Origin of the sequence: Cellulomonas sp. PS-H5, from assembly GCF_019265565.1 — a bacterium.
Lineage (GTDB): Bacteria > Actinomycetota > Actinomycetes > Actinomycetales > Cellulomonadaceae > Cellulomonas.
Genome location: NZ_JAHVCI010000024.1, coordinates 1 through 21,707 on the forward strand (window position 1 = coordinate 1; position 21,707 = coordinate 21,707).

Below are 21,707 nucleotides of genomic sequence, written 5' to 3' on the forward strand. Positions count from 1 at the left end.
CCGCAGCGTCCGGCGCGGCACCGCGCGCGTGCGGCGGGCCTGCGCCCGGGCGCGGACGACGACGGCGGGCCGGCCGAGCGCGCGCAGCGGCGCGGCGAGCTCGGCGGCGGCGAGGGCCGGCTCCTTGGTCGCGATCCGGACGAGCACGCGCACGAGCCCGGCCAGGACGGCCATGGCGGCGACGAACGGCACCAGGGGCAGCGGCGCCCACACCAGGCGCTGGTGCAGCAGCGCGGCCCGTCGCGCGGCGTACGACCGCCGCGGGTCGGCGCCGTCGGGCTCGCCGTCGGCGTCCAGGTCGACGATGGAGGCCGGGTCGGTGCCGGGGTCGCGGAGCCCGTGGTAGGCCGCCTGGGCGTGCCGGACGACCGCCGACGGCACCACGAGCACCCGGTGCCCGGCCAGGCGCGCGCGCCGGGAGAGGTCGAGGCCGTCGCCGAACGGGCCGAGGGCCGGGTCGGTCCCCCGCAGCTCGGCCCACACGTCCCGCCGCACGAGCGCGCCGACCAGACCGACGCCGAGCACGTCCTCGCGCCCGTCGTGCTGGCCCTGGTCGACCTCGCCCGGCTCCATGTCGGTCATGCGGCGTCCCGACCGCGACGTGCGGACGCCGACCTCCAGCAGCCGCGCGGGCGCCGTCCAGGTGCGCTGCTTCACGCCGGCGACGCCGACGGACGGCGCGGCCTGCACGGCGCGCACCAGCTCGGCCAGCGCGGCCGGGTCGGGCGCGGAGTCGTCGTGCAGCAGCCACAGCCAGCGCGAGGCGCCGCCGGGCAGGTCGTCCTCAGCGGCGACGGCGGCACGCACCGCGTCGCCGAAGGTCCGCGCGCCGGGGGCGGTCAGCAGCGTGGTGGTGCCCGCGGGGAGGCCCGCCTGGCGCAGCACCGCGGCGAGCCCCGGGTCGGGGCGGTCGCCCGCGTCGACGAGCAGCACGCGCGCGGGCGCGCGGGTCTGGGCGGCGAGCGCGCGGAGCGTCGTCGCGACGAAGGGGGTGACGCCGCGGGCGACGACCACCGCCGTCGCGGGTGCGGCGGTGGGGAGGGAGCCCGTCGTGGGCGCGCCGGGGTGCAGCGTGCTGGCGGTCACGACGTCAGGCGCCCCGGCGGGCGCGATCAGACCACACGCCGCTTGAGCTTGCGGCGCTCACGCTCGGACAGGCCGCCCCAGATGCCGAACCGCTCGTCGTTGGCGAGCGCGTACTCCAGGCACTCCGCCCGGACCTCGCAGCCGGTGCAGACCTTCTTGGCCTCGCGGGTCGAGCCGCCCTTCTCGGGGAAGAACGCCTCGGGATCCGTCTGCGCGCACAGGGCGCGCTCCTGCCAGCCCATGATGCCGTCGTCCTCGGGCGTGCCGAAGAGCGGCAGCACGGGCGCGACCGCCTCGGGCTGGGACGTGCGCGCCTCGGACGGGAAGGGTCCCTCGTCGTCGAGCAGACTCCACATGTGTGCCTCCCCCGTCGTGCTCGTGTCGATGGTCCGCGGGGCTTGCCGCGATCACCCGCGTGCCACCCGTTCCAGGGAATTACACGCGTGTCGTTCCGCGTAGTCAAGCGGAAGACTGGTACTGAAGCGCTTACCGGGCGATATGTCCGGATCCTCGATATCACGGGCACCTAGGCTGCTCCCGTGCCCCTCTCGACGCCCCGTCCCGCCGCCTCCGTCGCCGACGTCCTGTCGGCCCTGCTCAGCGAGCCGGGGCGCCCCCGCGTGACCTGGTACGGACCCGCCGGCGAGCGGATCGAGCTGTCCGGCGCGGTGCTCGACAACTGGGTGAGCAAGACCACCAACCTGCTCGTCGAGGAGCTCGACGCCGGCCCCGGCACGCGCGTGCTGCTGGACCTGCCGCCGCACTGGCGGACCGTCGTGTGGGCGCTGGCGGCGTGGCGGGTCGGCGCGACGGTCGCCACCGACGCGCACGCCGTGGCGGCGACCGCCGACGTGGTCGTCTCCGACCGCCCGGCGGCGCTCGACCTGCGCCGCGGCGCCGGGGTCGTCGCGGTGGCGCTGCCCGCGCTGGCGCGGCGGTTCGACGGCGAGCTGCCCGCGGGCGCGCTGGACGCCGCGCAGTCGGTGATGACGTACGGCGACGTCGTCGGCTGGGCCCCCGCCGTCGAGCCCGCGGAGCCCGCGCTGGAGGTCGGCGCGACCCCCGTGCCGCACGCGGGGCTGGTCGCGGCGGCGTCCGGGGCGGCGCCGGTGCCCGCGGGGTCGCGCGCGCTGCTGGCCGTGTCGGACGAGCGGGGCGCCACCGCGTCGGCGCTGCTCGGGACCCTCGGCGTGCTGGCGGGCGGCGGCTCGGTCGTGCTGCTGCGCCCGGAGCCCGGGGACGCCGCCGACCGGGCGGAGCGGATCGCGACGTCCGAGCGGGTCACGGCGCGCCTCTGACGGCGCCCCCGGCTGCGTCGCACCCGCCTTCCTGCGTGCGCCCGACCGATGAGGTCGTCACATCGTGGCGGCGCGCTCAGCCCGCCGGCGCGACGGTCCCGTCCGGCTGCACCAGGCCGATCCAGACCTCGCTCCACGTCGTGTCGACGGTCCGCGGCACGCCCGTCAGCGTCCGGCCGAGCGTCGTGGACCCGGTCCCCCCGACCGACTCGGCCGGCGGCACCGTCCAGGCGTAGCTGCCCGGGTCGAAGCTCAGCGCCGCCACCGGGCCGCCGCCCCACGCGGCGCGCACCGCCGCCAGGTCGGCCGTCGTCGGGGGCGTCACGAACTCGACCACCTCGACGTCGCACAGCACCCGCAGCGTCGCGAGGTACCGGAACGGGCTCGAGTGCGTCCACACCACGCGGTCGACGCCGAGGTCGTCGAGCGCGTCGCACACGGCGTGCGCCTGCGTGGCCCGGCCGGACAGCTCGACGACCGTCGCACCCGGCCGCCAGGTGCTGAGAGGGAACGCGACGACGGCGAGCGCGAGCCCGCCCGCGACCGCCCGGCGTGCGACGCCCCACGGGCCGGAGCGGAACCGGGTGGTGCGTGCTGCCCGACTCGCCGGCGAGCGTCGGGCAGAACGCTCCACTCCGACGCCCCCGCCGGACCACCGTCCCGCCAGCGCCGCGAGCGCCACCGTCGCCGCCAGCAGCAGCCCCGGCAGCGTCGCGGGCAGCAGCCGGCGCACCGCCCAGATCTGGTCCGGCGTGATGCTGATCCGCACCAGCGGGAACACCGCAGCCACGCCCAGCACCGCGACCAGCAGCGCCGACGCCGGGTCCCGGCCGACCACCGCCCGGCGCGCGAGCACCGCCAGCCCGGCGAACCCCAGCACGACCGCCGGCACGCCCAGGTACCAGGCGACCCAGGCGAGCGTGCGCTCGTCGTAGGACCGGGCCGCGTCGAGCGGCTCCCCCGCCGCGGCCTGCAGCACCTGCACGGCGTAGCCGTACCCGGAGGCCGGGTCGGTGAACCGGCCCTCCCACCACAGCGGCCGCGACGCGAGCACGGCGCCGAGCAGCAGCGCCGCGCCCGCCGCGCACCAGCCGAGCACGACCCGGCGGCGGTGCAGCCACCGCCGGAGCGACCCGAGCCATCCACCCGGCAGCACGAGCACCACCACCGCCGCCACCAGCACCGCCGCCGTCGCCGCGAGCAGCGACGTGAGCTGCGAGGAGTGCTCCCGCACGTACTCGGGGCTCAGCCGCAGCACGTCGACCATCCCGAGCGCGACCATCGCCGCGCCGGCCCCGATGGCCGCGATCGCCGCCCGGACCGCGGCGCGCCGGTCCCGCCGGCCCAGCGGCGAGGCGCCGACCAGCAGGTAGCCGAGCGCGAGCCCGACCACGGCGACCGCGCCGTCGATCCGCGCCGCGCCGACCGCGCCGACCAGCGCGCCGGCGAGGAGGTGCGGGGCGACCCGGCCCCCGTCGCCGCGACGGGTCGCGCGGGTGGGACGCCACGCTCCGTGCGCGACCGCCAGCGCCCCGCACAGGAACGCCACGGTCAGCGGCTCGGTGTACGCCGCACGCGTGAACGTCAGCATCGGCAGGCTCAGCGCCAGCGCCGCGGTCGGCACCAGAGCCCACAGCGGTCCGGCGAACCGGCGCGCGGCCGCGAAGACGGCGAGAAGGGCCACCGCACCGACGAGCACGTTCCCGCCCAGCACGGCCCGCTCACCGCCGACCCAGCCCTCCACCGCGAGCAGGGCGGGGAGCATCTTGTTGCCCTGCGCGTACAGCGCCCCGTCGTGGAGCCAGAACGCCTCGGTCCCGGCGCTCGCCGCCAGGACCGCGGTGTCGACACCCGCCGCCGACCCGACCGGGACCGGGGCCGCGGGGTGGTCCACGAGCCAGATCGCCTGCAGGGTGAGGAAACCCGGGTCGCGGTTCACCACGACGTACGCGGCCGCCGTGCGCAGGCCCGCGACGACCCAGCCGGCGACGAGCGCGAGGACGCCCAGAACCGCGGCCACCTGCCCCCGGGTCGCCCGCGGCGGCGCCGGTGCGTGCCGCAGCGCGAGGACCGCGAGCGCGAGCGCCGCCGGGAGCACCACCACGGGCCGGAGGTGCCCGACCTGGACGGCGAGGAGGGCAGCCAGCCCGACCGCGAGCAGCACGACGGGCGCGGCGTCCGGGACCGCGAGGAGAACGGCCGTGAGGCGGGCGCGCGACCGGTGGACCGCAGCGGCGCCCGGCGGGCGGTCAGGGGACGTCGGCCTGCACCAGGACGCCGTCGCCGCGGACCCGCAGCGGACCGTCGGACGCCGGGACGAACGCCGCGCCGCCCTGCGTCAGCTCCAGGTCGCCGTCGTTCTCCGACGAGACGACCAGGCGACCCTCCAGGCAGAGCAGCACGCGCGGCCCCCGGCCAGGGAGCGGGTGGGCGGCGCCGTCGACCGCGCGGGTGACCGACAGCTCGAAGTCGTCCACCGGCGCGTAGTAGACGCGGGTCGCGCCGTGGAAGGTCTCGGGGGCGATGCGGATCGGCGGCGCCGCGACGTAGTCGACGTTGCGCAGCAGCTCGTCGACGTCGACGTGCTTCGGGGTCAGCCCGGCGCGGAGCACGTTGTCGGAGCTGGCCATCACCTCGATGCCCAGGCCGCTGAGGTACGCGTGCACGCCGCCGGCGGGGACGAACAGCGCGTCGCCGGGCTGGAGGGTGACGGGGTTGAGCAGCAGCGACGTCACCACGCCGGGGTCGCCGGGATAGGCCTCCCGCAGCCGCACCACGGTGCGGTCGGCGCGCGGCGACGGCGAGCCCGCCGCGAGCCGGGCCTCGCACGCCGCGGCGACCTCGGCCACCTCGTCGGCGCTCGGGCGCGTCGCCGGGCGCAGCAGCCGCTCGAAGACCGCCTCGATGCCGGCCGCCGACGGCTGCGCGTCGAGCATCGCGCGCAGCTCCTTGGCCAGCGGCGCGTCGAGCCCGTCCAGCAGCTCGGCGGCGCGCCGGGGCGCGCGGAAGCCGCACAGCGCCTCGAAACGGGTCAGCGCGTAGACGAGCTCGGGCTTGTGGTTCCGGTCCCGGAAGCTGCGGTGCGGCGCGTCGAGCGGCACGCCGGCGGCCTCCTCCTCGTCGAAGCCCTCGCGGGCGCGGCCGACGTGCGGGTGCACCTGCAGCGACAGGGGCGAGTCCGCGGCGATGACCTTGAGCAGGTAGGGCAGCTGGGCGCCGAACCGGGCCTCCACGTCCGCGCCGAGCACGGCCGCCGCGTCCGCGGCGATGACCTCCGGCAGCGCGGAGCCGGCGCTGCCGTCGTCGCGCAGGCACCGGGAGGGCGCGCTCGCGTGCGCACCGAACCACGCCTCGGCCACCGGCTCGCCGGTCGCCTCCGTCCCCAGGAGGGCGGGGATCGCGGTCGGCGAGCCCCAGGCGTAGTGCTGGATCGAGTTCGTCAGGCGGTACACGTCGTTCCTCGTCGTGCGGCGGTGGGCGCCCCGATGGTACCGGCGCGGGCCGCGCCGCGTGGGCCGTCAGGCCCGCGAGATCCGCAGGACCGAGGTCTCGCGGGGGTAGGGCAGCGACGGCACCCAGCCGCGGTACCGGCGGACGTGCATCCCGCTGGCGGCGATCCCCGCCGCGTACCGCGGCCGTTGGGTGTCGTCGAACAGCACGATCCCCCCGGGCGCGAGCCGGCGAGCCGCGGCCTGCAGGCACGCGACCCGCGCGCGCCCGTCCACCACGACGAGGTCGAACTCGCCGGGCACCGCGTCGATCGCCTCGACGTAGCGGGCGTAGTCCCGACCCTCCTCGCCCCGGCGACCGGACGGGACCCGCGGCTCCGGGCCGTCGTCGGGACCGACCTCGTGGAGCGTGACCGTGTCCGCGAGATCCGCCGCGGCGAGCACCCGGCGCATGACCTCGGCGAAGCCGGCGTGGTGCTCGACGCTGTGCACCTCGGTCGCGCGGCGCCCCAGCCACACCGAGCTCGCGCCCGAGCCGTACTCGAACACGCGGGCGGCGCCGCCGAGGGCCTCGAGGTGCCGCTCGACCGCCTCGATGGCGTCGTACGTCCACCACGGCTGGTCCAGCGCCACGAGGTCCTCGACGTCGTGGATCGCGAACAGCGTCCGCAGGTGGCCGGCGATGCTGCGCGGGTCCTCGCGGTGCCGGCGGTCGAGCCGCTCGTACACCCCCGTGCGCTGCGCGGCGCTCCGTGCGGCGCGCGACGTCGTCACGTAGGCCGTTCGGGCGATCTGTCCGACTCCGGGCACGCCGGTCCTCCTCGAGGGTCGCTGCTGGGTCCGGACAGCCTAGGTGACGACCCGCGGCCCCTACCCTGGTGCGGGTGCGATCGAGACGAGCAGTGGTCGGTGCGGTGTTCTTCGCGCTCGCGGCGGGCCTCCTCGTGTGGTCGGTCGTGACCCGCCGCGAGGAGCTCGCGCACGCGCTCACCCGCCTCACCCCCGCGACCGTCGTGCTCTCGCTCGTGCTCGCGTGCGCGGGGCTGGTGGCGCAGATGCTGTCCTGGCGGAGCATGCTCGCCGCCACCGGCGCCCCGCCGCCCCTGGCCGCCGCGGCGCGGATCTACTTCCACGGCCAGCTGGGCAAGTACGTCCCCGGCGGGGTGTGGGCGGTGGTCGCCCAGGCCGAGCTCGGCCGCGCGCACCGCGTGGGCCGCGCCCGCAGCGCCGTCGTCGCCCTCGGCGCGCTGGCCGTGCTGCTCGTCGTGGGTGGCGCTGTCGCGGTCGTCGGGCTCGCGGCGGGGTCACCCGGGTCGCTGTCCACCTACTGGTGGGCGGTCGCGGTGGTGCCGCTGGGGGTCGTCGGCCTGCTGCCGCCCGTGTTCGACCGCGTCGTCGCCCTGGGGCTGCGGCTCACCCGCCGCGGCGACCAGCAGGTCCGCGTGGCGGGCCCGGGCCTGGCCCGGTCCGCCGGCTGGGCGCTGGTCATGTGGCTGCTGTTCGGGCTGCACGCGGCAGTCCTCGTCCACGACCTCGCACCCGCCTCGGCCTCCCGCTCCGTCGTGCTGGGCACCGGCGCGTTCGCCCTGGCCTGGGTCGTCGGGTTCCTGGTGGTCGTCGCCCCTGCCGGCACCGGGCCGCGCGAGGCGGCGCTCGTCCTGGCCCTCGCGCCGGTGCTCGGCAGCGCCGACGCGCTGCTGGTGGCCCTGGTGAGCCGGGTGCTCATGGTCGTCGCGGACGCCGGCGCGGCGGGCGTCGCGGCGGCGGTGGGCCGCCGCCGCGTCACCGCCGAGGAACCGGCGGGTACTGGATCTGCTTGATGCGCTCGAGCTGCTCCTCGAGCAGGGTCCGGTTGGTGCGGAGCAGGTCGGACAGGATGCCCAGCGCCACCGAGAGCAGGGCGGCCACTGCCATGATCGCCGCGAAGATGAGCGACTGGACGTTGCCGTCGTTGTCCCAGGGCCCGAAGAAGAGGATCAGGAACCGGACGGCCGGCACCAGGGCGAGGACGCCGAACACCGCCGCGAACCAGGCGAACAGCACGTACGGCTTGAACATCAGGTAGCTGCGGACGATGGCGGATCCCGACTTCGCCATGTGGTGGAAGATGTTCCGGAACAGCCGGGACTCCCGCGTCTTCGCGTTCGTCGTGACCGGGAGCGACGCGATGCGCAGGCGCTTGTGCCCCGCCTGGATGATCGTCTCCATCGTGTACGAGAACTCGGTGACGATGTTCAGCCGCAGGAGCGCGTCCCGCGAGTACGCGCGGAAGCCGCTGGCCGCGTCCGGCAGCTGCGTGTCGGCGGCGTAGTTCACCACCCGGCTGCCCACGCGCTGCATGAGCCTCTTGAACGGGGAGAAGTGCGCGATCGTCGCGGTCTGCCGGTCGGCGATGACGATGTCCGCGGCGCCGTCGAGGACGGGTCGCACCAGGTCCGGGATCCGGTCCTGGGGGTACTGGTTGTCCCCGTCGGTGTTCACCACGACGTCCGCGCCGTGGGCGAGCGCGTAGTCGACGCCGTCGCGGAACGAGCGCGCCAGCCCGCGGTTCCGCGAGTGCTGGACCACGTGCCGGACCCCGTGCTCCCGCGCGACCTCGACCGTGCGATCCGTCGACCCGTCGTCGATCACGAGGATCTCGAGCTCGTCCACCCCGTCGATCGACCGGGGGATCGACGCGAGCACCGCGGGCAGCGTCTCCTCCTCGTTGAGGCACGGGATCTGGACGAAGACCTTCATGCTGTTCCTGACGCGCGGGGGAACGGATGGCCCTCGACCCTAGTGCACGCCCGGATCGCCCCGGGACCGGCGCGGATGGGCCAGAATGGCCGGATGCGAGGCATCATCCTGGCCGGCGGGTCCGGCACGCGGCTGCACCCGATCACGCTCGGCGTCAGCAAGCAGCTCGTCCCGGTCTACGACAAGCCGATGATCTACTACCCGCTGTCCACGCTGATGCTCGCGGGCATCAAGGACGTGCTGGTCATCACGACGCCGCACGACGCGGAGCAGTTCCGGCGGCTGCTGGGCGACGGGTCCCAGTTCGGCATCTCGATCAGCTACACGGTCCAGGCGGAGCCGAACGGCCTGGCGCAGGCGTTCGTGCTGGGCGCGGACTTCGTCGGCGGCGACTCGGCCGCCCTCGTGCTCGGCGACAACATCTTCTACGGCCCCGGGCTCGGTTCGCAGCTGACCCGGTTCGAGGACCTCGACGGCGCCGCGGTGTTCGCCTACCGCGTCGCGGACCCCACCGCGTACGGCGTCGTCGAGTTCGACGACCAGGGCCGGGCCCTCTCGCTGGAGGAGAAGCCGGCCGAGCCGAAGTCGTCGTACGCCGTCCCGGGCCTGTACTTCTACGACAACGACGTCGTCGCGATCGCGAAGGACCTCGAGCCCTCCGCGCGCGGCGAGTACGAGATCACCGACGTGAACCGTCACTACCTGGAGCAGGGCCGGCTGCAGGTCGAGGTCCTCCCCCGCGGCACCGCGTGGCTCGACACCGGCACCTTCGACTCCCTGCTCGAGGCCTCGGACTACGTCCGGACGATCGAGTCCCGGCAGGGCCTGAAGATCGGCGCGCCGGAGGAGGTCGCCTGGCGCCGCGGGTTCCTGTCGGACGACGACCTGCGGGTGCGCGCGGAGAAGCTGGTGAAGTCGGGGTACGGCACCTACCTGCTGGGCCTGCTGGCCGACGGCCGGGCCTGACCCGTGGTCCCCGGGGCCGACTCCGCCTCACGGAGGCTGCCCCGGGGCGCTCGACCGGCGCGCACACCGGAGATTCACACGTTCATCGCGACATACGGAACAATCTGGCCCATGCAGGGTGCGCCTCTCCGCCACGGACCGCGGTCCGTCGCCATCAGTCCGGCCTCGGGTCTCGCGTCGTGAGCGCCGTCCAGGACCCGTCGGTCACCGTCCCGCTCAACGACCTCTCCCGCGCGCTGCGGACGGAGCGCGCGGAGCTCGTCGACGCGATGACCCGCGTCGTCGACTCCGGCTGGCTCGTGCACGGCCCGGAGCACGCCGGGTTCGAGCACGACCTCGCGGCCTTCCTCGGCGTCCCGCACGTCCTGGGTGTCGCGAGCGGCACCGACGCCCTCGAGCTCGCGCTGCGCGCGGTCGTCCCGGCCGACCGCCCGGTCGTGCTCACCGCGGCGAACTGCGGCGGCTACACCACCACGGCCGCCCGCCGCGCGGGGTTCGAGGTCCGGTACGCCGACGTCGACCCGGTGACCCACCTGCTCACCGCGGAGACCCTCGCACCGGTGCTCGACGCGCAGGTGGGGGCCGTCGTCGTGACGCACCTGTACGGGCGGTCGGCCGACGTCGCGGCGGTCCGGGCGGCGTGCGAGCCGCTGGGCGTCCGCGTCGTCGAGGACTGCGCGCAGGCGCTCGGGGCCACCCGTCCCGAGGGCCGCGTCGGCTCGCTCGGCGACGTCGCCGCGTTCTCGTTCTACCCCACGAAGAACCTCGGGGCGCTCGGCGACGGGGGCGCGGTCGCGACGCGGTCGGCCGACGTCGCGCAGGCCGTCGGCGAGCTGCGGCAGTACGGCTGGCGGGGCAAGTACACGATCGGCCGGACCGGCGGCGTCAACTCGCGGCTGGACGAGGTCCAGGCCGCCGTGCTGCGCACGCGGCTGCCCCGGCTCGACGCAGGCAACGCGCGCCGCCGGGCCATCCTCGCGGCGTACGCGGACGCCGCCCCGGCGGGCGTTCGGGTGCTTCCGGCCGCGGGCGCCGACCACGCCGCGCACCTCGCCGTCGTGGAGACCGACCGGCGCGACGACCTCGTCGTGCACCTGCAGGCGCACGGGGTCCGGACGGATGTCCACTACCCGGTGCCGGACCACCGCCAGCCCGCCCTGGTGGCCGACCTCGGCGACGTGCACCTCCCCGTCTCCGAGCGCCTCGCGGCGAGCGTGCTGTCGCTCCCGCTGTTCCCGGAGCTGACCGACGACGAGGTGGCGCGCGTCGCCGCCGCGCTGGGGGGCTTCGCGTGACCGAGCCTCCCGCCATCCCCGCACCCGAGCCGGCGGCCGCCGCCCCGGCGGACCCCGTCGTCCCGGAGTTCTCCGTGGTGATCCCCGTGTACGGGAACGAGGCGACGCTCGGCGCCGTCATCGAGCGGCTCGAGGGCGTCGCCGGGCGGCTGCCCGGGCCTCTCGAGGCCGTGTTCGTCGTGGACGGCTCCCCCGACGGCTCGCTGCTGGTCCTGGAGCGGCTGCTCCCCGAGGCGAAGATCGCCGGCCAGATCGTCGTGCACTCCCGGAACTTCGGTTCCTTCCCCGCCATCCGCACTGGGCTCGCCGCGGCGCGCGGCCGGTACATCGGCGTGATGGCCGCCGACCTGCAGGAGCCGCCCGAGCTCATGGAGGAGTTCTTCGACGTCCTGCGCAGCGGGGACGCCGACATCGCGATCGGCCGCCGCGAGTCGCGCGCGGACCCGGCGGTGTCGTCGTTCCTGTCCCGCGCGTTCTGGGGCTCGTACCGCCGGCTCATCAACCCGGCGATCCCCCGCGGTGGCGTCGACGTGTTCGGCTGCACCCGCGAGGTCGCCGGTCATCTGCTCTCGCTCGGCGAGGCGCACTCCAGCCTGGTCGGCCTGCTGTACTGGGTCGGCTTCCGGCGCACCGAGGTGCCCTACAGCCGGGTCCCGCGCTCCGAGGGGCGCTCGGGCTGGACGCTGCGCAAGCGGGTGCGGTACATGCTCGACAGCGTGTTCTCCTTCACGGACATCCCGATCAGCCTGCTCAGCACCGTCGGCTTCCTCGGCGCGATCACCACCGCCCTGGTCGGGGTGGTCGTGTTCATCAGCTGGCTCACGGGCAACATCGACGAGATCGGGTACACGCCGCTCATGCTCGTCATGCTGTTCTCCACCTTCGTCCTGCTGTCCGGGCTCGGTGTCGTCGGCTCGTACGTCTGGCGCACGTACGAGAACAGCAAGTCACGGCCGGTGTCCGTCGCCATGTCCCGGCAGGTGTACGACCTCGATGCCTGAGCGCCACAGCCTCGGCGGGTCGGCCTGGCGGTTCCTGCTGGCCGGGGGCGCCAACACCCTGGTCACCGCCGCCCTGCTCGCCCTGCTGTCGCTCGTGATCGACCCGCGGCTGGCGTACACGCTCGTCTTCGCCGGGGGGCTGGTGCTGTCGACCTTCCTGGCGGACCGGTTCGTCTACGGCGTCCGGATGGACCGCGCCGCGGTGGTCGCCTACGTGGTGCTCTACCTGGTCGTCTACCTGATCGGCCTGGGGGCGGTCCACCTGTGGACCAGCGCCGGGTACCCCGAGGCGGCGACCAGCCTCGTCGTGGTCGTGACCGCGCCCCTCACGTTCCTCGGCGGCCGGCTCATCACCGGCCGCCTGCACCGGGCCCGCACCGCCGGCGCCCCCGACACCCCTCACCTGGAGACCCCGTGAGCCCGTACGTGCACCCGCAGGGCATCTGCGAGTCCGAGACCGTCGGCGACCTCACCCGGATCTGGGCGTTCGCGCACGTGCTGCCGGGCGCCCGCATCGGCGTCGACTGCAACATCTGCGACCACGTCCTGGTCGAGAACGACGTCGTCGTGGGTGACCGGGTCACCGTGAAGTCCGGCGTCCAGCTCTGGGACGGCGTGCGGCTGGGCGACGACGTGTTCGTCGGCCCGAACGTGACCTTCGCCAACGACCGGTTCCCGCGGTCCAAGCAGTACCCCGAGGAGTTCCTGCAGACCGTCGTCGCGGACGGGGCCTCGCTGGGCGCGGGTGCCGTGATCCTCCCGGGCGTCCGGGTCGGCCGCAACGCGATGGTCGGCGCGGGCGCGGTCGTGACCAAGGACGTCCCCGCCAACGCCGTCGTCGTCGGCAACCCGGCTCGGATCACCGGCTACGCCGGCGCCGAGAAGGCCGCCGCCGTGGCCGCCCCGGACGGGGCGGACGAGCAGCAGCTCACCGGGGGCGCCCGGTTGCTCCGGCTGCGGGTCGCGAGCGACCTCCGCGGTTCGCTCGCGGCCGTCGAGCTCGGGAAGGACCTGCCGTTCGAGCCCGCGCGGTTCTTCGCCGTCTTCGACGTCCCGTCGAAGGACGTCCGCGGCGAGCACGCGCACCGCGCCTGCGAGCAGGTCCTCGTCTGCCTGCGCGGGTCCGTCGCGTGCATCGTCGACGACGGGACGCAGCGGACCGAGGTCGTGCTCGACCGGCCCGGCGTGGGCCTGTACATGCCCGCCATGACGTGGGGGACCCAGTACCGGTACACCGCAGACGCCGTGCTCGGCGTGTTCGCCTCGCTGCCGTACGACGCGGACGACTACATCCGCACGTACGAGGACTTCCTGGTCGAGACGCGAGCGCGGCACGCCTGACCGGGCGCCCCGGCGGCGGTGCCGCCGGGGCGCTCCTCGTCAGCCCAGCACCGCACCCGCCGCGGCGTCCCACCGCGCGGCCCAGTCCCCGATCGGCTCCACGCCCGCGGCGAGGAGCGCCTCGTGGCCGAGGACGGAGTACGCCGGGCGCGGGGCGGGCCGGACGAACTTCTCCGAGGTCGTCTCCCGCACGATCGCGGGGTCGAGCCCGGCGGCTGCCACGGCGGCCCGTGCGAACCCGTGCCACGACGTCCGTCCCTGGGACGTGCCGTGATAGGTGCCCGCCGGGGCACCCGACGCGACGAGCCGCTCGACGAGGTCCGCCAGGTCGGCGGTCCAGGTGGGCTGCCCGACCTGGTCGGCCACGACGTCGAGGCCGCCCTTCTCCGCGGCCACGCGTACGATGGTCTTCGGGAAGCAGCCGCCGTGCGCGCCGTACAGCCACGCGGTGCGCACGATCAGGTGGTCCGGTGCCTCCGCTCGCACGGCCCACTCCCCCGCCGCCTTGGTGCGGCCGTACGCGGAGCGCGGCAGGATCGGGGCGTCCTCGGCGTACGGCTGCTCCGCGTGGCCGTCGAACACGTAGTCGGTCGAGATCTGCACCAGGCGGGCGCCGGCCGCGCGCGCGGCGCGGGCCAGCAGCGCCGGCCCGGCGGCGTTGACGACGAACGCGGCGGCCTCGTCGGACTCCGCCGCGTCGACGGCGGTGTACGCGGCGACGTTCGCGACCACGTCGTACCCGGCGGCCGCGCCCGCGGTGGCCGCGGGGTCCGTGATGTCGAGGTCGGTGCGGCCGAGCCCCGTCACGTCGTGGCCCCGCTCGCGCAGCAGCGCCACGAGGTCCTGACCGAGCATCCCCTGGGCACCCGTCACCAGCCAGCGCACGTCTTCTCCTCTTGTCGGCGAACCACGGCAGCGTACCGGCCCGGCTAGGCTTCCCCCGGCCGTTCGACCCCTGAGAGGACCCCCATGACCTACCGCGAGCTCGCCGTCCCCGGTGCCTGGGAGATCACGCCGACGCAGCACGGCGACCCCCGTGGCGTCTTCCTCGAGGCGTTCCAGGGCGGCCCGTTCGCCGAGGCGACCGGCCACCGGTTCGACCTGCAGCAGGCCAACATCTCGGTGTCGGCCGCCGGCGTCCTGCGCGGCATCCACTTCGCCGACGTCCCCCCGGGCCAGGCCAAGTACGTGACGTGCCCGAAGGGCGCGGTGCTCGACGTCGTCGTCGACATCCGCGTCGGGTCGCCGACCTTCGGCACCTGGGACGCGGTGCTGCTGGACGACGTGGACCGGCGGGCGATCTACCTCGGCGAGGGCCTGGGCCACGCGTTCCTGTCGCTCGAGGACGGCTCGACCGTGATGTACCTGTGCTCGACGGGCTACTCGCCCGGGCGCGAGCACGGCATCCACCCGCTCGACCCGGAGGTCGGCATCGACTGGCCGACGCAGGCGCGCGACGGGTCGCCGATCACGCCGCAGCTCTCGGAGAAGGACCTGGCCGCCCCGTCGCTCGCCGAGGCCCGCGCGTCCGGCCTGCTGCCCGACCACGGCGCCGTGCAGCGGTACGTCGCCGGCCTCGCCTGAGGTCCGGCACCGGGCGCGCCGACGGGCCTCGCCCGGGGCGGTCCGCCGGGATCAGCCCCGCGCGAGCGCGCGCTCGTACGCGGCGACGTGCGCCCGGGCCGCCTCGCGCCAGGTGAACCCGGCGGCGCGCGCCTCGGCGGCCACCGCCAGCTGCGCGCGCCGCGGCGCGTCGTCGAGCAGCTCCCGCAGCGCGAGCGCGATGTCGGCCGCGCCGGTGCCCGTGTACGCGACGGCGTCGCCGCCGACCTCCGGCAGCGACAGCTCCCGGGTCGTGAGCACCGCCGAGCCGCACGCCATGGCCTCGAGCACCGGCAGGCCGAAGCCCTCACCCAGGCTCGGGTACGCGACCACGGTCGCCCCGGACAGCAGCCCGGCCAGGTCGCCCAGCGGCAGGTAGCCGGTGCGGATCAGGCGCAGCCCGGCTGGCACCGCCGCCACGGCCGCGTCGACGGCGGTGTCCCAGCCGGCCCCGCCGGCGAGCACGAGCGCCGGCGCCGGGCCGTCCCCCGCGCCCGCGCACGCCCGCACCCAGCCCTCGATCAGCGCGGGCACGTTCTTGCGCGGCTCCAGCGTGCCGAGGAACGCCACGTACGGCTCGTCCGCGCCGAGGCCGACGGCGGCGCGGACGCGCGCGCGCTCGGCGGCGGCCACGGGGTGGAAGATCTCGGTGTCGACGCCGTGGTACGCGACGGTGAACCGGCTCGGGGACCCGCCCGCGTAGCGCACGACCTCGTCCCGGGTGGCCCGGGACGGCACCACGAGCCCTGCCGCCCGGCGCACGGCGAGCCGGGTGGCGGTGCGGAAGAACCGCGCCTTCACCGGCGAGTGCAGCTGCGGGTGGCTGAAGAACGTGGCGTCGTGCAGCGTGACGACCAGCGGCACCGGGGTCACGACCGGGAAGGTGTAGTGCGGGCTGTGCAGCAGGTCGACCCCGCGCCGGGCCAGCAGCGGCAGGGCGGTCTGCTCCCAGGCGAGCCGGGCCGGCCGGCGCTCGACGAGCGCGTGCACGGGGACCACGTCGGCCCCTGGCACGAGCGCGGCGGTCTGGTCGGCGTCCCGCGCCTGGCACACCACGCGCAGGTCCACCCCCTCCGCCTCGAGCGCGGGGAGCAGCGCGTCGACGTACCGGCCGACACCTCCGCGGTCCGCAGGGATGGCCGTCGCGTCGAACAGAACTCGCACCGCGCCATCGTAGGTGCGGGCCCGCCGAGCCCGATGCGCGACACTGGGCGCATGGACACCTCCCTGCCGGGCACCGCCCCGTGACGGCGGCCACGCCGCAGGAGCTCGCGCCTGCGCGCCCCGACGTCCGCACCGCACCGGAGGCCCGGCTGGGCCGGTGGCACGGCCGCCAGATGGACCCGCGGCGCAACGGGCTCAACGTGGTCCGTCTCGGCCTCGCGGTGCTCGTGCTGCACGCGCACGCCTACTACATCTCGGGGCGCGGCGTCGGCCCGCACGTCGACGGCGAGAACCTCGGGGGCTGGGCCGTGTTCGGGTTCTTCGCGGTGAGCGGCTACCTCATCACCGGTTCACGCTGGCGCAACCCGCTCTCGACGTACCTGGTGCACCGGGTGGCGCGCATCTTCCCCGCGTTCGTCGTGTGCCTGCTGGTGATGGTCGCCGTCGTGGGCCCGATCGGGTACGTCTGGCTGCACGGCACCCTCTCGGGGTACCTGACCACGAGCACCACGCCCGCGAACTTCGTCTGGAGCAACCTGTTCCTGCGCGTGAACGCCTACGACATCGCGGGCACGCCGGCCGACGTGCCGTACCCCGGCGCGTGGAACGGCTCGCTGTGGAGCCTGTACTACGAGTTCCTCTGCTACCTGGTCGTCGGGCTGCTCGCCCTGGTCGGCTTCATGCGCCGTTCCGTCTGGGGTCTGGTGGGGGCGTTCGTGCTGTCGGTGGCCGCCCACGCGGGCTGGCCGCACGGTGTCGCGACCCTGCTCGGCGGCAACGTCGACGCCCAGCTGCTCGCGAAGCTGCTGCCGCTGTTCCTCGGCGGCGCGCTCGTGGAGCGGCTGCGGCACCGCCTCCCGATGCACTGGGCCGCCGCGGCCGGCAGCGTGGCGGTCGTCGCGGGAGCGGTGTGGCTGCTCGACGGGTGGGGAGCGCAGCTGACCGCGCCGTTCCTCGCGTACGCGCTGATCTGGGTCGGGTCGGCGCTGCCGATCCCCGACCTGCTGCGGCGCCACGACGTGTCGTACGGCATCTACATCTACGCGTTCCCCGTCCAGCAGCTGCTGGTGCTGACCGGCGCGCACGAGCTGCCGCTCCTGGCGTACGACGTCGTCGCCCTCGCGGTCACCGTGCCGCTGGCCGTCGCGAGCTGGCTGCTCGTCGAGCGGCCGGCGATGCGGTGGGCCCGGCGGTCCACCGCCGCCCGGCCCGCCTGAGACGACGACGGGGCGGACCCTCCGGTCCGCCCCGTCGTCCCGCGCCGGTCAGGCGCCCTGCTGCTCGTCCACCCAGCGCGCGAGGCGGTCGACGCCCTCGGCGAGCGACACCTGCGGGGCCCAGCCCAGCACCTCGCGTGCGCGGGTCACGTCGGCCCACGCGTGCCGCACGTCGCCCTGCCGGTACTGGCCGGTGACGTGGGGGTCCGGCGCGCCGTAGAACCGCGCGATCAGCCGGGCGGCGTCGGCGATCGTCTGGTGCTCCCCCGAGCCGATGTCGATCGGGTCGCTGCCCGGGTCGGCCGCGGTCGCCGCCGCGAGCAGCGCCCGCGCGACGTCGTCGACCAGCACGAAGTCGCGCCGCACCGCGCCGTCCTCGTAGAGCGGGATGGACGCGCCCTCGCGCGCCAGCCGGCAGAAGAGCGCCATGATCCCGGTGTAGGAGTTGGTCAGCGACTGGCCCGGGCCGTAGACGTTCTGCAGCCGCAGGACGACCGCCTCGACACCCTCGGAGTTCGCCCACGAGGTGATGATGTGCTCCTGGGCCAGCTTGGTCGCCCCGTAGACGCTCACCGGTGCGGGCCGGGTCGTGGCGGCGGCCATGGCGACCGGCTCCGCGCCGGGGAAGTCCCACTCGTGCCGCTGGAGGATCTCCGCGGTGCGCTGCCCCGGCAGGAACAGCGTGCCGTCGGCGCGGCGCCAGGCGCCCTCGCCGTAGACCGCGCGGCTGCTCGAGAGCACGATGCGGCGCGGCCGGACGCCGGCGCGGCGCAGGCCGTCCAGCATCTGCGTGGTGCCGACCACGTTGGCCTCGGCGTGGCGGGTGGACTCGGTGAGCGACTGGCCGGTGCCCGTCTCGGCCGCGAGGTGGATCACGACGTCAGGCCGGACGTCGGCGAGCAGCGCGTCCCACGCGGCCGGGTCGGTGACGTCGCCGACGACGAGCTCGACGCCCTCGGCGAGCTCGGCGGGCCGCTCCGGGCGGGCGTGCACCTGCGGGTGCAGGTTGTCGAGCGCGACGACCCGCCCGAACGTCCGCACGAGGTCCGCGGACATGGTCGTGCCGATGAACCCCGCCCCGCCAGTGACGAGGACGGTCTCCTCCTGGGGCGTGCGGGCGGGCGTGGGCGCGTTCACTGCGGGTCCTCTCGTCGGGTGCCGGCGGGTCGTCCGCCGCGGGTGGGGGTCGGGGCGGCGGTCACGGCCGCATCGGGCCGAACGCGTGCCGGAGCATGGTGCCCACCGCGCCGGACCGGGCCGCCCGCGGGAGCAGGGTCAGCGCGTGCAGCCGCGAGGTGACCGCGAGCCGGGCGGCGCGCGCGGCGCGGCGCCAGCCCTGGGCGTCGCAGCGCGCGGCCACGTGCGCGAAGTAGGCGCGCTCGCCGCTGAACCGGCGGCCGTCGATCAGCGACGCCGACGAGGCGCTGTGGCTGTGCCGGCGGTACCGGAAGCAGACCCGGGGCTCGAGGACGAGCTGCTCGCCGTCGAGCACCATGTCCATCACCAGAGCGAGATCCTGGATCAGCGGCAGGTCGTCGAGGAACGGCGTGCGCACCAGGACGTCGCGCCGGAAGACGAGCGACGGCCAGTACAGCCAGTCGCCGTGCATCAGGTTCGCGGCGAGCGGCTCTCCCGACAGGACCCGGGCGGCGCTCGCGCGGGGCCGCACCACGTCCTGCTTCACGCGGTCGGCCAGCGGGCGCACCACCCGCCCGTGCTCGTCGATGACCTCGACGCCGGGCTGGATGATCGCGGCACCCGGGAACCGGGCCCGAGCGGCGAGCACCACGTCCACGAAGTCGGGCAGCAGCACGTCGTCGCAGCCCAGGATGACCACGGACTCCTGCGTCGCCATCGACACGCAGGTGCGGTAGTTCGCGGTGATGCCCTCGTTCTGCTCCTTGCGCACGTACGTGATCCGCGGGTCGTCCATCGACGCGAACCAGGCCGGGACGCTCTCGTCCGGGTACGCGTCGTCCACCACCGTGAGCAGCCAGTCGCCGTTGCGCTGGGCCAGCACGCTCGCCACCGTCTCGCGGAGCAGGGCCGGGTCGCCCCAGAACGGGACGAAGATGTCGAGCGGCATGCAGGAGGACCTTCCGGATCGAGCGGGTGACATGGGCCAGACTAGGGGCGCCGCGCGCCGCGGCTCACCCGACCCGGAGGCAGAACCCCTGTGAACGTCCCGTCCCGCACCCTCCCCCGCGTCGTGCTGTCCATGCTGACGCTGGTCCCCGGGGGGATGGGCGGGACCGAGACGTACGCCCGGGAGCTCGGCCGGGAGCTGGCCCGGTCCGGCCGCGTGTCGGCGTCGGTGCTGCTGCCCGCGCAGGCGGCCGGGTTCGTGCCCGACCTGCCCGAGGTGCTCGCCCCCGAGATCGTCCCGGCCCCGTCGACGGCGGCGCGGCTGCGGACCGTCGCGACCTCGGTGCTGCGCCGCGGCCGGCTGCTCGGCCGCGCGCCGCGGGGTGCTGTCCTGCACTACCCGTTCACGGCGACCGTCCCGCTGCCGCGTCGCGGCGACCGCGTCGTCCAGTCGCTGCACGACGTGCAGCACCTCGACATGCCGCACCTGTTCTCCCGCGCGGAGCTCTGGTACCGGCGCCTGTACTACGACCGGGCGGCACTCCGGGCCGACCGGATCATCACCATCAGCGAGTTCTCGAAGCAGCGCATCGTGCACCACCTGGGCGTCCCCCCGGAGCGGATCACCGTCGCGCACCTGGCCGTCGACACCGCGGCGTTCACGCCGCAGCTCGGTCCGCGCGAGCGCTTCCTGCTGTACCCCGCTCGCGGCTGGGCGCACAAGAACCACGAGCGGCTGCTGGAGGCGGTCCGCCTCCTCCGGGAGGACGACCCGGACCTGCGCCTCGTCCTGACCGGCGGCGGCCTCGACGGCCTCGGGGAGCTGCCCGACTGGGTGGACGCCCGCGGGAACGTGCCGCGCGCCGAGCTCCTCGAGCTGTACCGCACGGCGGCCTGCCTGGTGTTCCCGAGCCTGTACGAGGGCTTCGGGATGCCGCCGCTGGAGGCGATGGCCTCGGGCTGCCCCGTCGCCGCGTCCTCCGCGGGTTCCCTCCCGGAGGTGTGCGGGGACGCCGCCGCGCTCTTCGACCCGACCGACCCCCGGGCGATCGCCGACGGTGTGCGCGCGGCCCTCGCCGACACCGAGGGGCTGCAGCGGCGCGGGCTCGAGCGCGCCCGGCTGTTCACCTGGGCGGCGTGCGCCGCGGCGCACGAGGACGCCTACCTCGCGGCGCACACCGCCGGAGACCGGGCGTGACCGCCGGCGCCGACCGCGCCGACGAGGCGACCGGGAACGGCGCGCGGTTCGGCGGCGTCGGAGTCGCGTCGCTGGTCGCGGCGGCGGCCGGCTACGTGGTGCTCCTCGTCGCGGCCCGGGTCCTGGACCCGGCCGACAACGCGGACTTCCTGGCGTTCTGGGGGCTGCTGTTCTTCTGCTTCGGCGTGCTCGGCGGCCTGCAGAACGAGACCACCCGCGCGGTGCACGTCACTCTCGCCGGGGCTACCGTCCCCGGCGGGGCGCCCGCCGGCGGGCCGCGCGTCCTGCGCGCCGGGCTGCTGGTGGGCGCGGGCGCCGCCGCCGTCCTGCTCGCCACGGGCCCGCTCTGGGCGCGCGCGGTGCTCGGCCCGGACCCGTGGCTCCTCCTCGTCGTGGTGGCCGTCTCGGTCGTCGCGTTCTCCGGGCACGCCGCGATCGCCGGGGCGCTCGCCGGCGGCGGCAGCTGGCCGACCTACGCGCGTCTGGTCGGGGCCGAGTCCGTGGTCCGCCTGGTGCTCACGGCCGGCGCCGCGGCGGCCGGGCTCGCCGGCGCCGGCATGGCGGCCGGTGCCGGACTCGCCGCCGCGACCTGGCTGGGCTTCTCGGCAGCCCCCGCGGTGCGCGCGGCCCGCTCGCGCCGCGCCGGGATGCCCGGTCGCGCGTTCGCCGCGGGGACCGCGCAGGCCATGGCCGGCACGGCCGCGAGCGCCGCCCTCGTCGTGGGCTTCCCCGTGCTGCTGCGGGTCACCACCCCGGCCGAGGCGTACGCGCAGGCGGCGCCCCTGCTCATGGCCGTCCAGCTGACGCGGGCACCGCTGCTCATCCCCCTGAACGCCTACCAGGGGGTGGCGATCACGCACTTCCTCGCGCACCGCGAGCGCGGGGCCCGGCCCCTGCTCCAGATCGGCGGCGCCGTCGTGGTCGTCGGCGCCGTCGGGGCGGCCGCGGCGGCGCTCGTCGGCCCGTGGCTGATGGCCGCGGTCCTGGGGCCCGCGTACCGGGTCCCGGGCGGCGTCCTCGCGGGCCTGACCGCGTCCGCCGTGGCGCTCGGCCTGCTCACGCTCACCGGCGCCGCCGTGCTGGCCCTGGGCAGGCACCGTGCCTACGCCGCCGGCTGGGTGGTCGCGACGGTCGTCTCGGCCGCCGTGCTGCTCGCGCCCGGGCCGATCGAGCTGCGCGCGGTGCTCAGCCTCGCGTGCGGGCCCCTCGTCGGCGTGCTCGTGCACGCCGCCGCGGTGCGCCGGGCGACCGCGGGTCGCCGGTAGG

The 21,707-nt window shown here is 75.9% G+C and carries 21 protein-coding genes; 11 read left to right on the top strand and 10 right to left on the bottom strand.

The features are described from left to right. A partial coding sequence (locus tag J5O08_RS11025; protein ID WP_218706908.1) for a glycosyltransferase family 2 protein occupies positions 1-1,086 on the bottom strand: 1,086 nt, incomplete at its 3' end. A gap of 26 nt (positions 1,087-1,112) precedes the next feature. After that, complete coding sequence (locus tag J5O08_RS11030) at positions 1,113-1,442, bottom strand: WhiB family transcriptional regulator (protein ID WP_304518514.1); 330 nt, start codon at positions 1,440-1,442, stop codon at positions 1,113-1,115. Between the two features lie 183 nt (positions 1,443-1,625). On the opposite strand from J5O08_RS11030, the gene J5O08_RS11035 reads away from it, so the two are divergent. After that, the gene (locus J5O08_RS11035) at positions 1,626-2,384 is read left to right on the top strand and encodes a TIGR03089 family protein (RefSeq protein ID WP_308281556.1); all 759 of its coding nucleotides are present in this window, start codon (positions 1,626-1,628) and stop codon (positions 2,382-2,384) included. A 76-nt stretch (positions 2,385-2,460) separates the two neighbouring features. Here the strand turns inward: J5O08_RS11035 and J5O08_RS11040 are convergent, their stop codons facing one another. From J5O08_RS11040 to J5O08_RS11050, 3 genes are all read right to left on the bottom strand, one after another. Continuing rightward, positions 2,461-4,548, bottom strand: a complete 2,088-nt coding sequence (locus J5O08_RS11040; protein WP_218706909.1) for a hypothetical protein — start codon at positions 4,546-4,548, stop codon at positions 2,461-2,463. An 85-nt stretch (positions 4,549-4,633) separates the two neighbouring features. Then, positions 4,634-5,836: a mannose-6-phosphate isomerase, class I gene (manA, locus tag J5O08_RS11045; protein WP_218706910.1), complete on the bottom strand. Its 1,203-nt coding sequence runs from the start codon at positions 5,834-5,836 to the stop codon at positions 4,634-4,636. A 66-nt stretch (positions 5,837-5,902) separates the two neighbouring features. Further along, entirely contained in the window at positions 5,903-6,643 is a 741-nt protein-coding gene (locus tag J5O08_RS11050) for a class I SAM-dependent methyltransferase (protein WP_218706911.1), read from the bottom strand. Positions 6,644-6,717: 74 nt separating this feature from the next. On the opposite strand from J5O08_RS11050, the gene J5O08_RS11055 reads away from it, so the two are divergent. Continuing rightward, positions 6,718-7,653: a lysylphosphatidylglycerol synthase domain-containing protein gene (locus J5O08_RS11055; protein WP_218706912.1), complete on the top strand. Its 936-nt coding sequence runs from the start codon at positions 6,718-6,720 to the stop codon at positions 7,651-7,653. On the opposite strand, the gene J5O08_RS11060 is transcribed toward J5O08_RS11055, so the two are convergent. Then, a complete protein-coding gene (locus tag J5O08_RS11060; RefSeq protein WP_218706913.1) occupies positions 7,616-8,572 on the bottom strand; it encodes a glycosyltransferase family 2 protein in 957 nt (318 codons plus the stop codon). The two genes, J5O08_RS11055 and J5O08_RS11060, sit on opposite strands and share 38 nt — an antisense overlap. A gap of 93 nt (positions 8,573-8,665) precedes the next feature. Between J5O08_RS11060 and rfbA the strand changes: the two genes are divergently transcribed. The 5 genes from rfbA (at position 8,666) to J5O08_RS11085 (ending at position 13,175) form a co-directional block, all read left to right on the top strand. Then, a complete protein-coding gene (rfbA, locus tag J5O08_RS11065) occupies positions 8,666-9,538 on the top strand; it encodes a glucose-1-phosphate thymidylyltransferase RfbA (RefSeq protein ID WP_218706914.1) in 873 nt (290 codons plus the stop codon). A 179-nt stretch (positions 9,539-9,717) separates the two neighbouring features. Next, the gene (locus J5O08_RS11070) at positions 9,718-10,833 is read left to right on the top strand and encodes a DegT/DnrJ/EryC1/StrS aminotransferase family protein (protein ID WP_218706916.1); all 1,116 of its coding nucleotides are present in this window, start codon (positions 9,718-9,720) and stop codon (positions 10,831-10,833) included. Further along, positions 10,830-11,834, top strand: a complete 1,005-nt coding sequence (locus J5O08_RS11075; RefSeq protein ID WP_308281558.1) for a glycosyltransferase family 2 protein — start codon at positions 10,830-10,832, stop codon at positions 11,832-11,834. Before J5O08_RS11070 ends, J5O08_RS11075 begins: the two co-directional genes overlap by 4 nt. Next, positions 11,827-12,252 (top strand): GtrA family protein, encoded by a 426-nt coding sequence (locus tag J5O08_RS11080; protein WP_218706917.1) that lies wholly within the window; start codon positions 11,827-11,829, stop codon positions 12,250-12,252. The genes J5O08_RS11075 and J5O08_RS11080 overlap by 8 nt, the downstream gene beginning before the upstream one ends. After that, on the top strand, positions 12,249-13,175 hold the full coding sequence (locus J5O08_RS11085) for a WxcM-like domain-containing protein (protein ID WP_218706918.1): 927 nt from the start codon (positions 12,249-12,251) through the stop codon (positions 13,173-13,175). The genes J5O08_RS11080 and J5O08_RS11085 overlap by 4 nt, the downstream gene beginning before the upstream one ends. A gap of 39 nt (positions 13,176-13,214) precedes the next feature. On the opposite strand, the gene rfbD is transcribed toward J5O08_RS11085, so the two are convergent. Then, positions 13,215-14,060, bottom strand: coding sequence for a dTDP-4-dehydrorhamnose reductase (rfbD, locus tag J5O08_RS11090; RefSeq protein ID WP_218706919.1), 846 nt, complete (start codon positions 14,058-14,060; stop codon positions 13,215-13,217). An 84-nt stretch (positions 14,061-14,144) separates the two neighbouring features. On the opposite strand from rfbD, the gene J5O08_RS11095 reads away from it, so the two are divergent. Then, the gene (locus J5O08_RS11095; protein ID WP_218706920.1) at positions 14,145-14,759 is read left to right on the top strand and encodes a dTDP-4-dehydrorhamnose 3,5-epimerase family protein; all 615 of its coding nucleotides are present in this window, start codon (positions 14,145-14,147) and stop codon (positions 14,757-14,759) included. Positions 14,760-14,810: 51 nt separating this feature from the next. Here J5O08_RS11095 and J5O08_RS11100 read toward each other — a convergent pair whose 3' ends face one another. Beyond that, entirely contained in the window at positions 14,811-15,941 is a 1,131-nt protein-coding gene (locus J5O08_RS11100; RefSeq protein ID WP_218706921.1) for a glycosyltransferase family 1 protein, read from the bottom strand. A gap of 80 nt (positions 15,942-16,021) precedes the next feature. Here J5O08_RS11100 and J5O08_RS11105 point away from each other — a divergent pair, with 80 nt between their 5' ends. After that, positions 16,022-17,158: an acyltransferase gene (locus tag J5O08_RS11105; protein WP_218706922.1), complete on the top strand. Its 1,137-nt coding sequence runs from the start codon at positions 16,022-16,024 to the stop codon at positions 17,156-17,158. A gap of 48 nt (positions 17,159-17,206) precedes the next feature. Here J5O08_RS11105 and J5O08_RS11110 read toward each other — a convergent pair whose 3' ends face one another. Beyond that, positions 17,207-18,295, bottom strand: a complete 1,089-nt coding sequence (locus tag J5O08_RS11110; RefSeq protein WP_308281559.1) for an NAD-dependent epimerase/dehydratase family protein — start codon at positions 18,293-18,295, stop codon at positions 17,207-17,209. Positions 18,296-18,356: 61 nt separating this feature from the next. Further along, positions 18,357-19,244, bottom strand: coding sequence for a glycosyltransferase (locus J5O08_RS11115; RefSeq protein WP_218706923.1), 888 nt, complete (start codon positions 19,242-19,244; stop codon positions 18,357-18,359). A gap of 90 nt (positions 19,245-19,334) precedes the next feature. Between J5O08_RS11115 and J5O08_RS11120 the strand changes: the two genes are divergently transcribed. Both J5O08_RS11120 and J5O08_RS11125 read left to right on the top strand, forming a co-directional pair. Then, positions 19,335-20,441, top strand: a complete 1,107-nt coding sequence (locus J5O08_RS11120; RefSeq protein WP_218706924.1) for a glycosyltransferase family 1 protein — start codon at positions 19,335-19,337, stop codon at positions 20,439-20,441. Then, positions 20,438-21,706, top strand: coding sequence for a hypothetical protein (locus tag J5O08_RS11125; RefSeq protein WP_218706925.1), 1,269 nt, complete (start codon positions 20,438-20,440; stop codon positions 21,704-21,706). Before J5O08_RS11120 ends, J5O08_RS11125 begins: the two co-directional genes overlap by 4 nt. Position 21,707 lies beyond the last annotated feature (1 nt).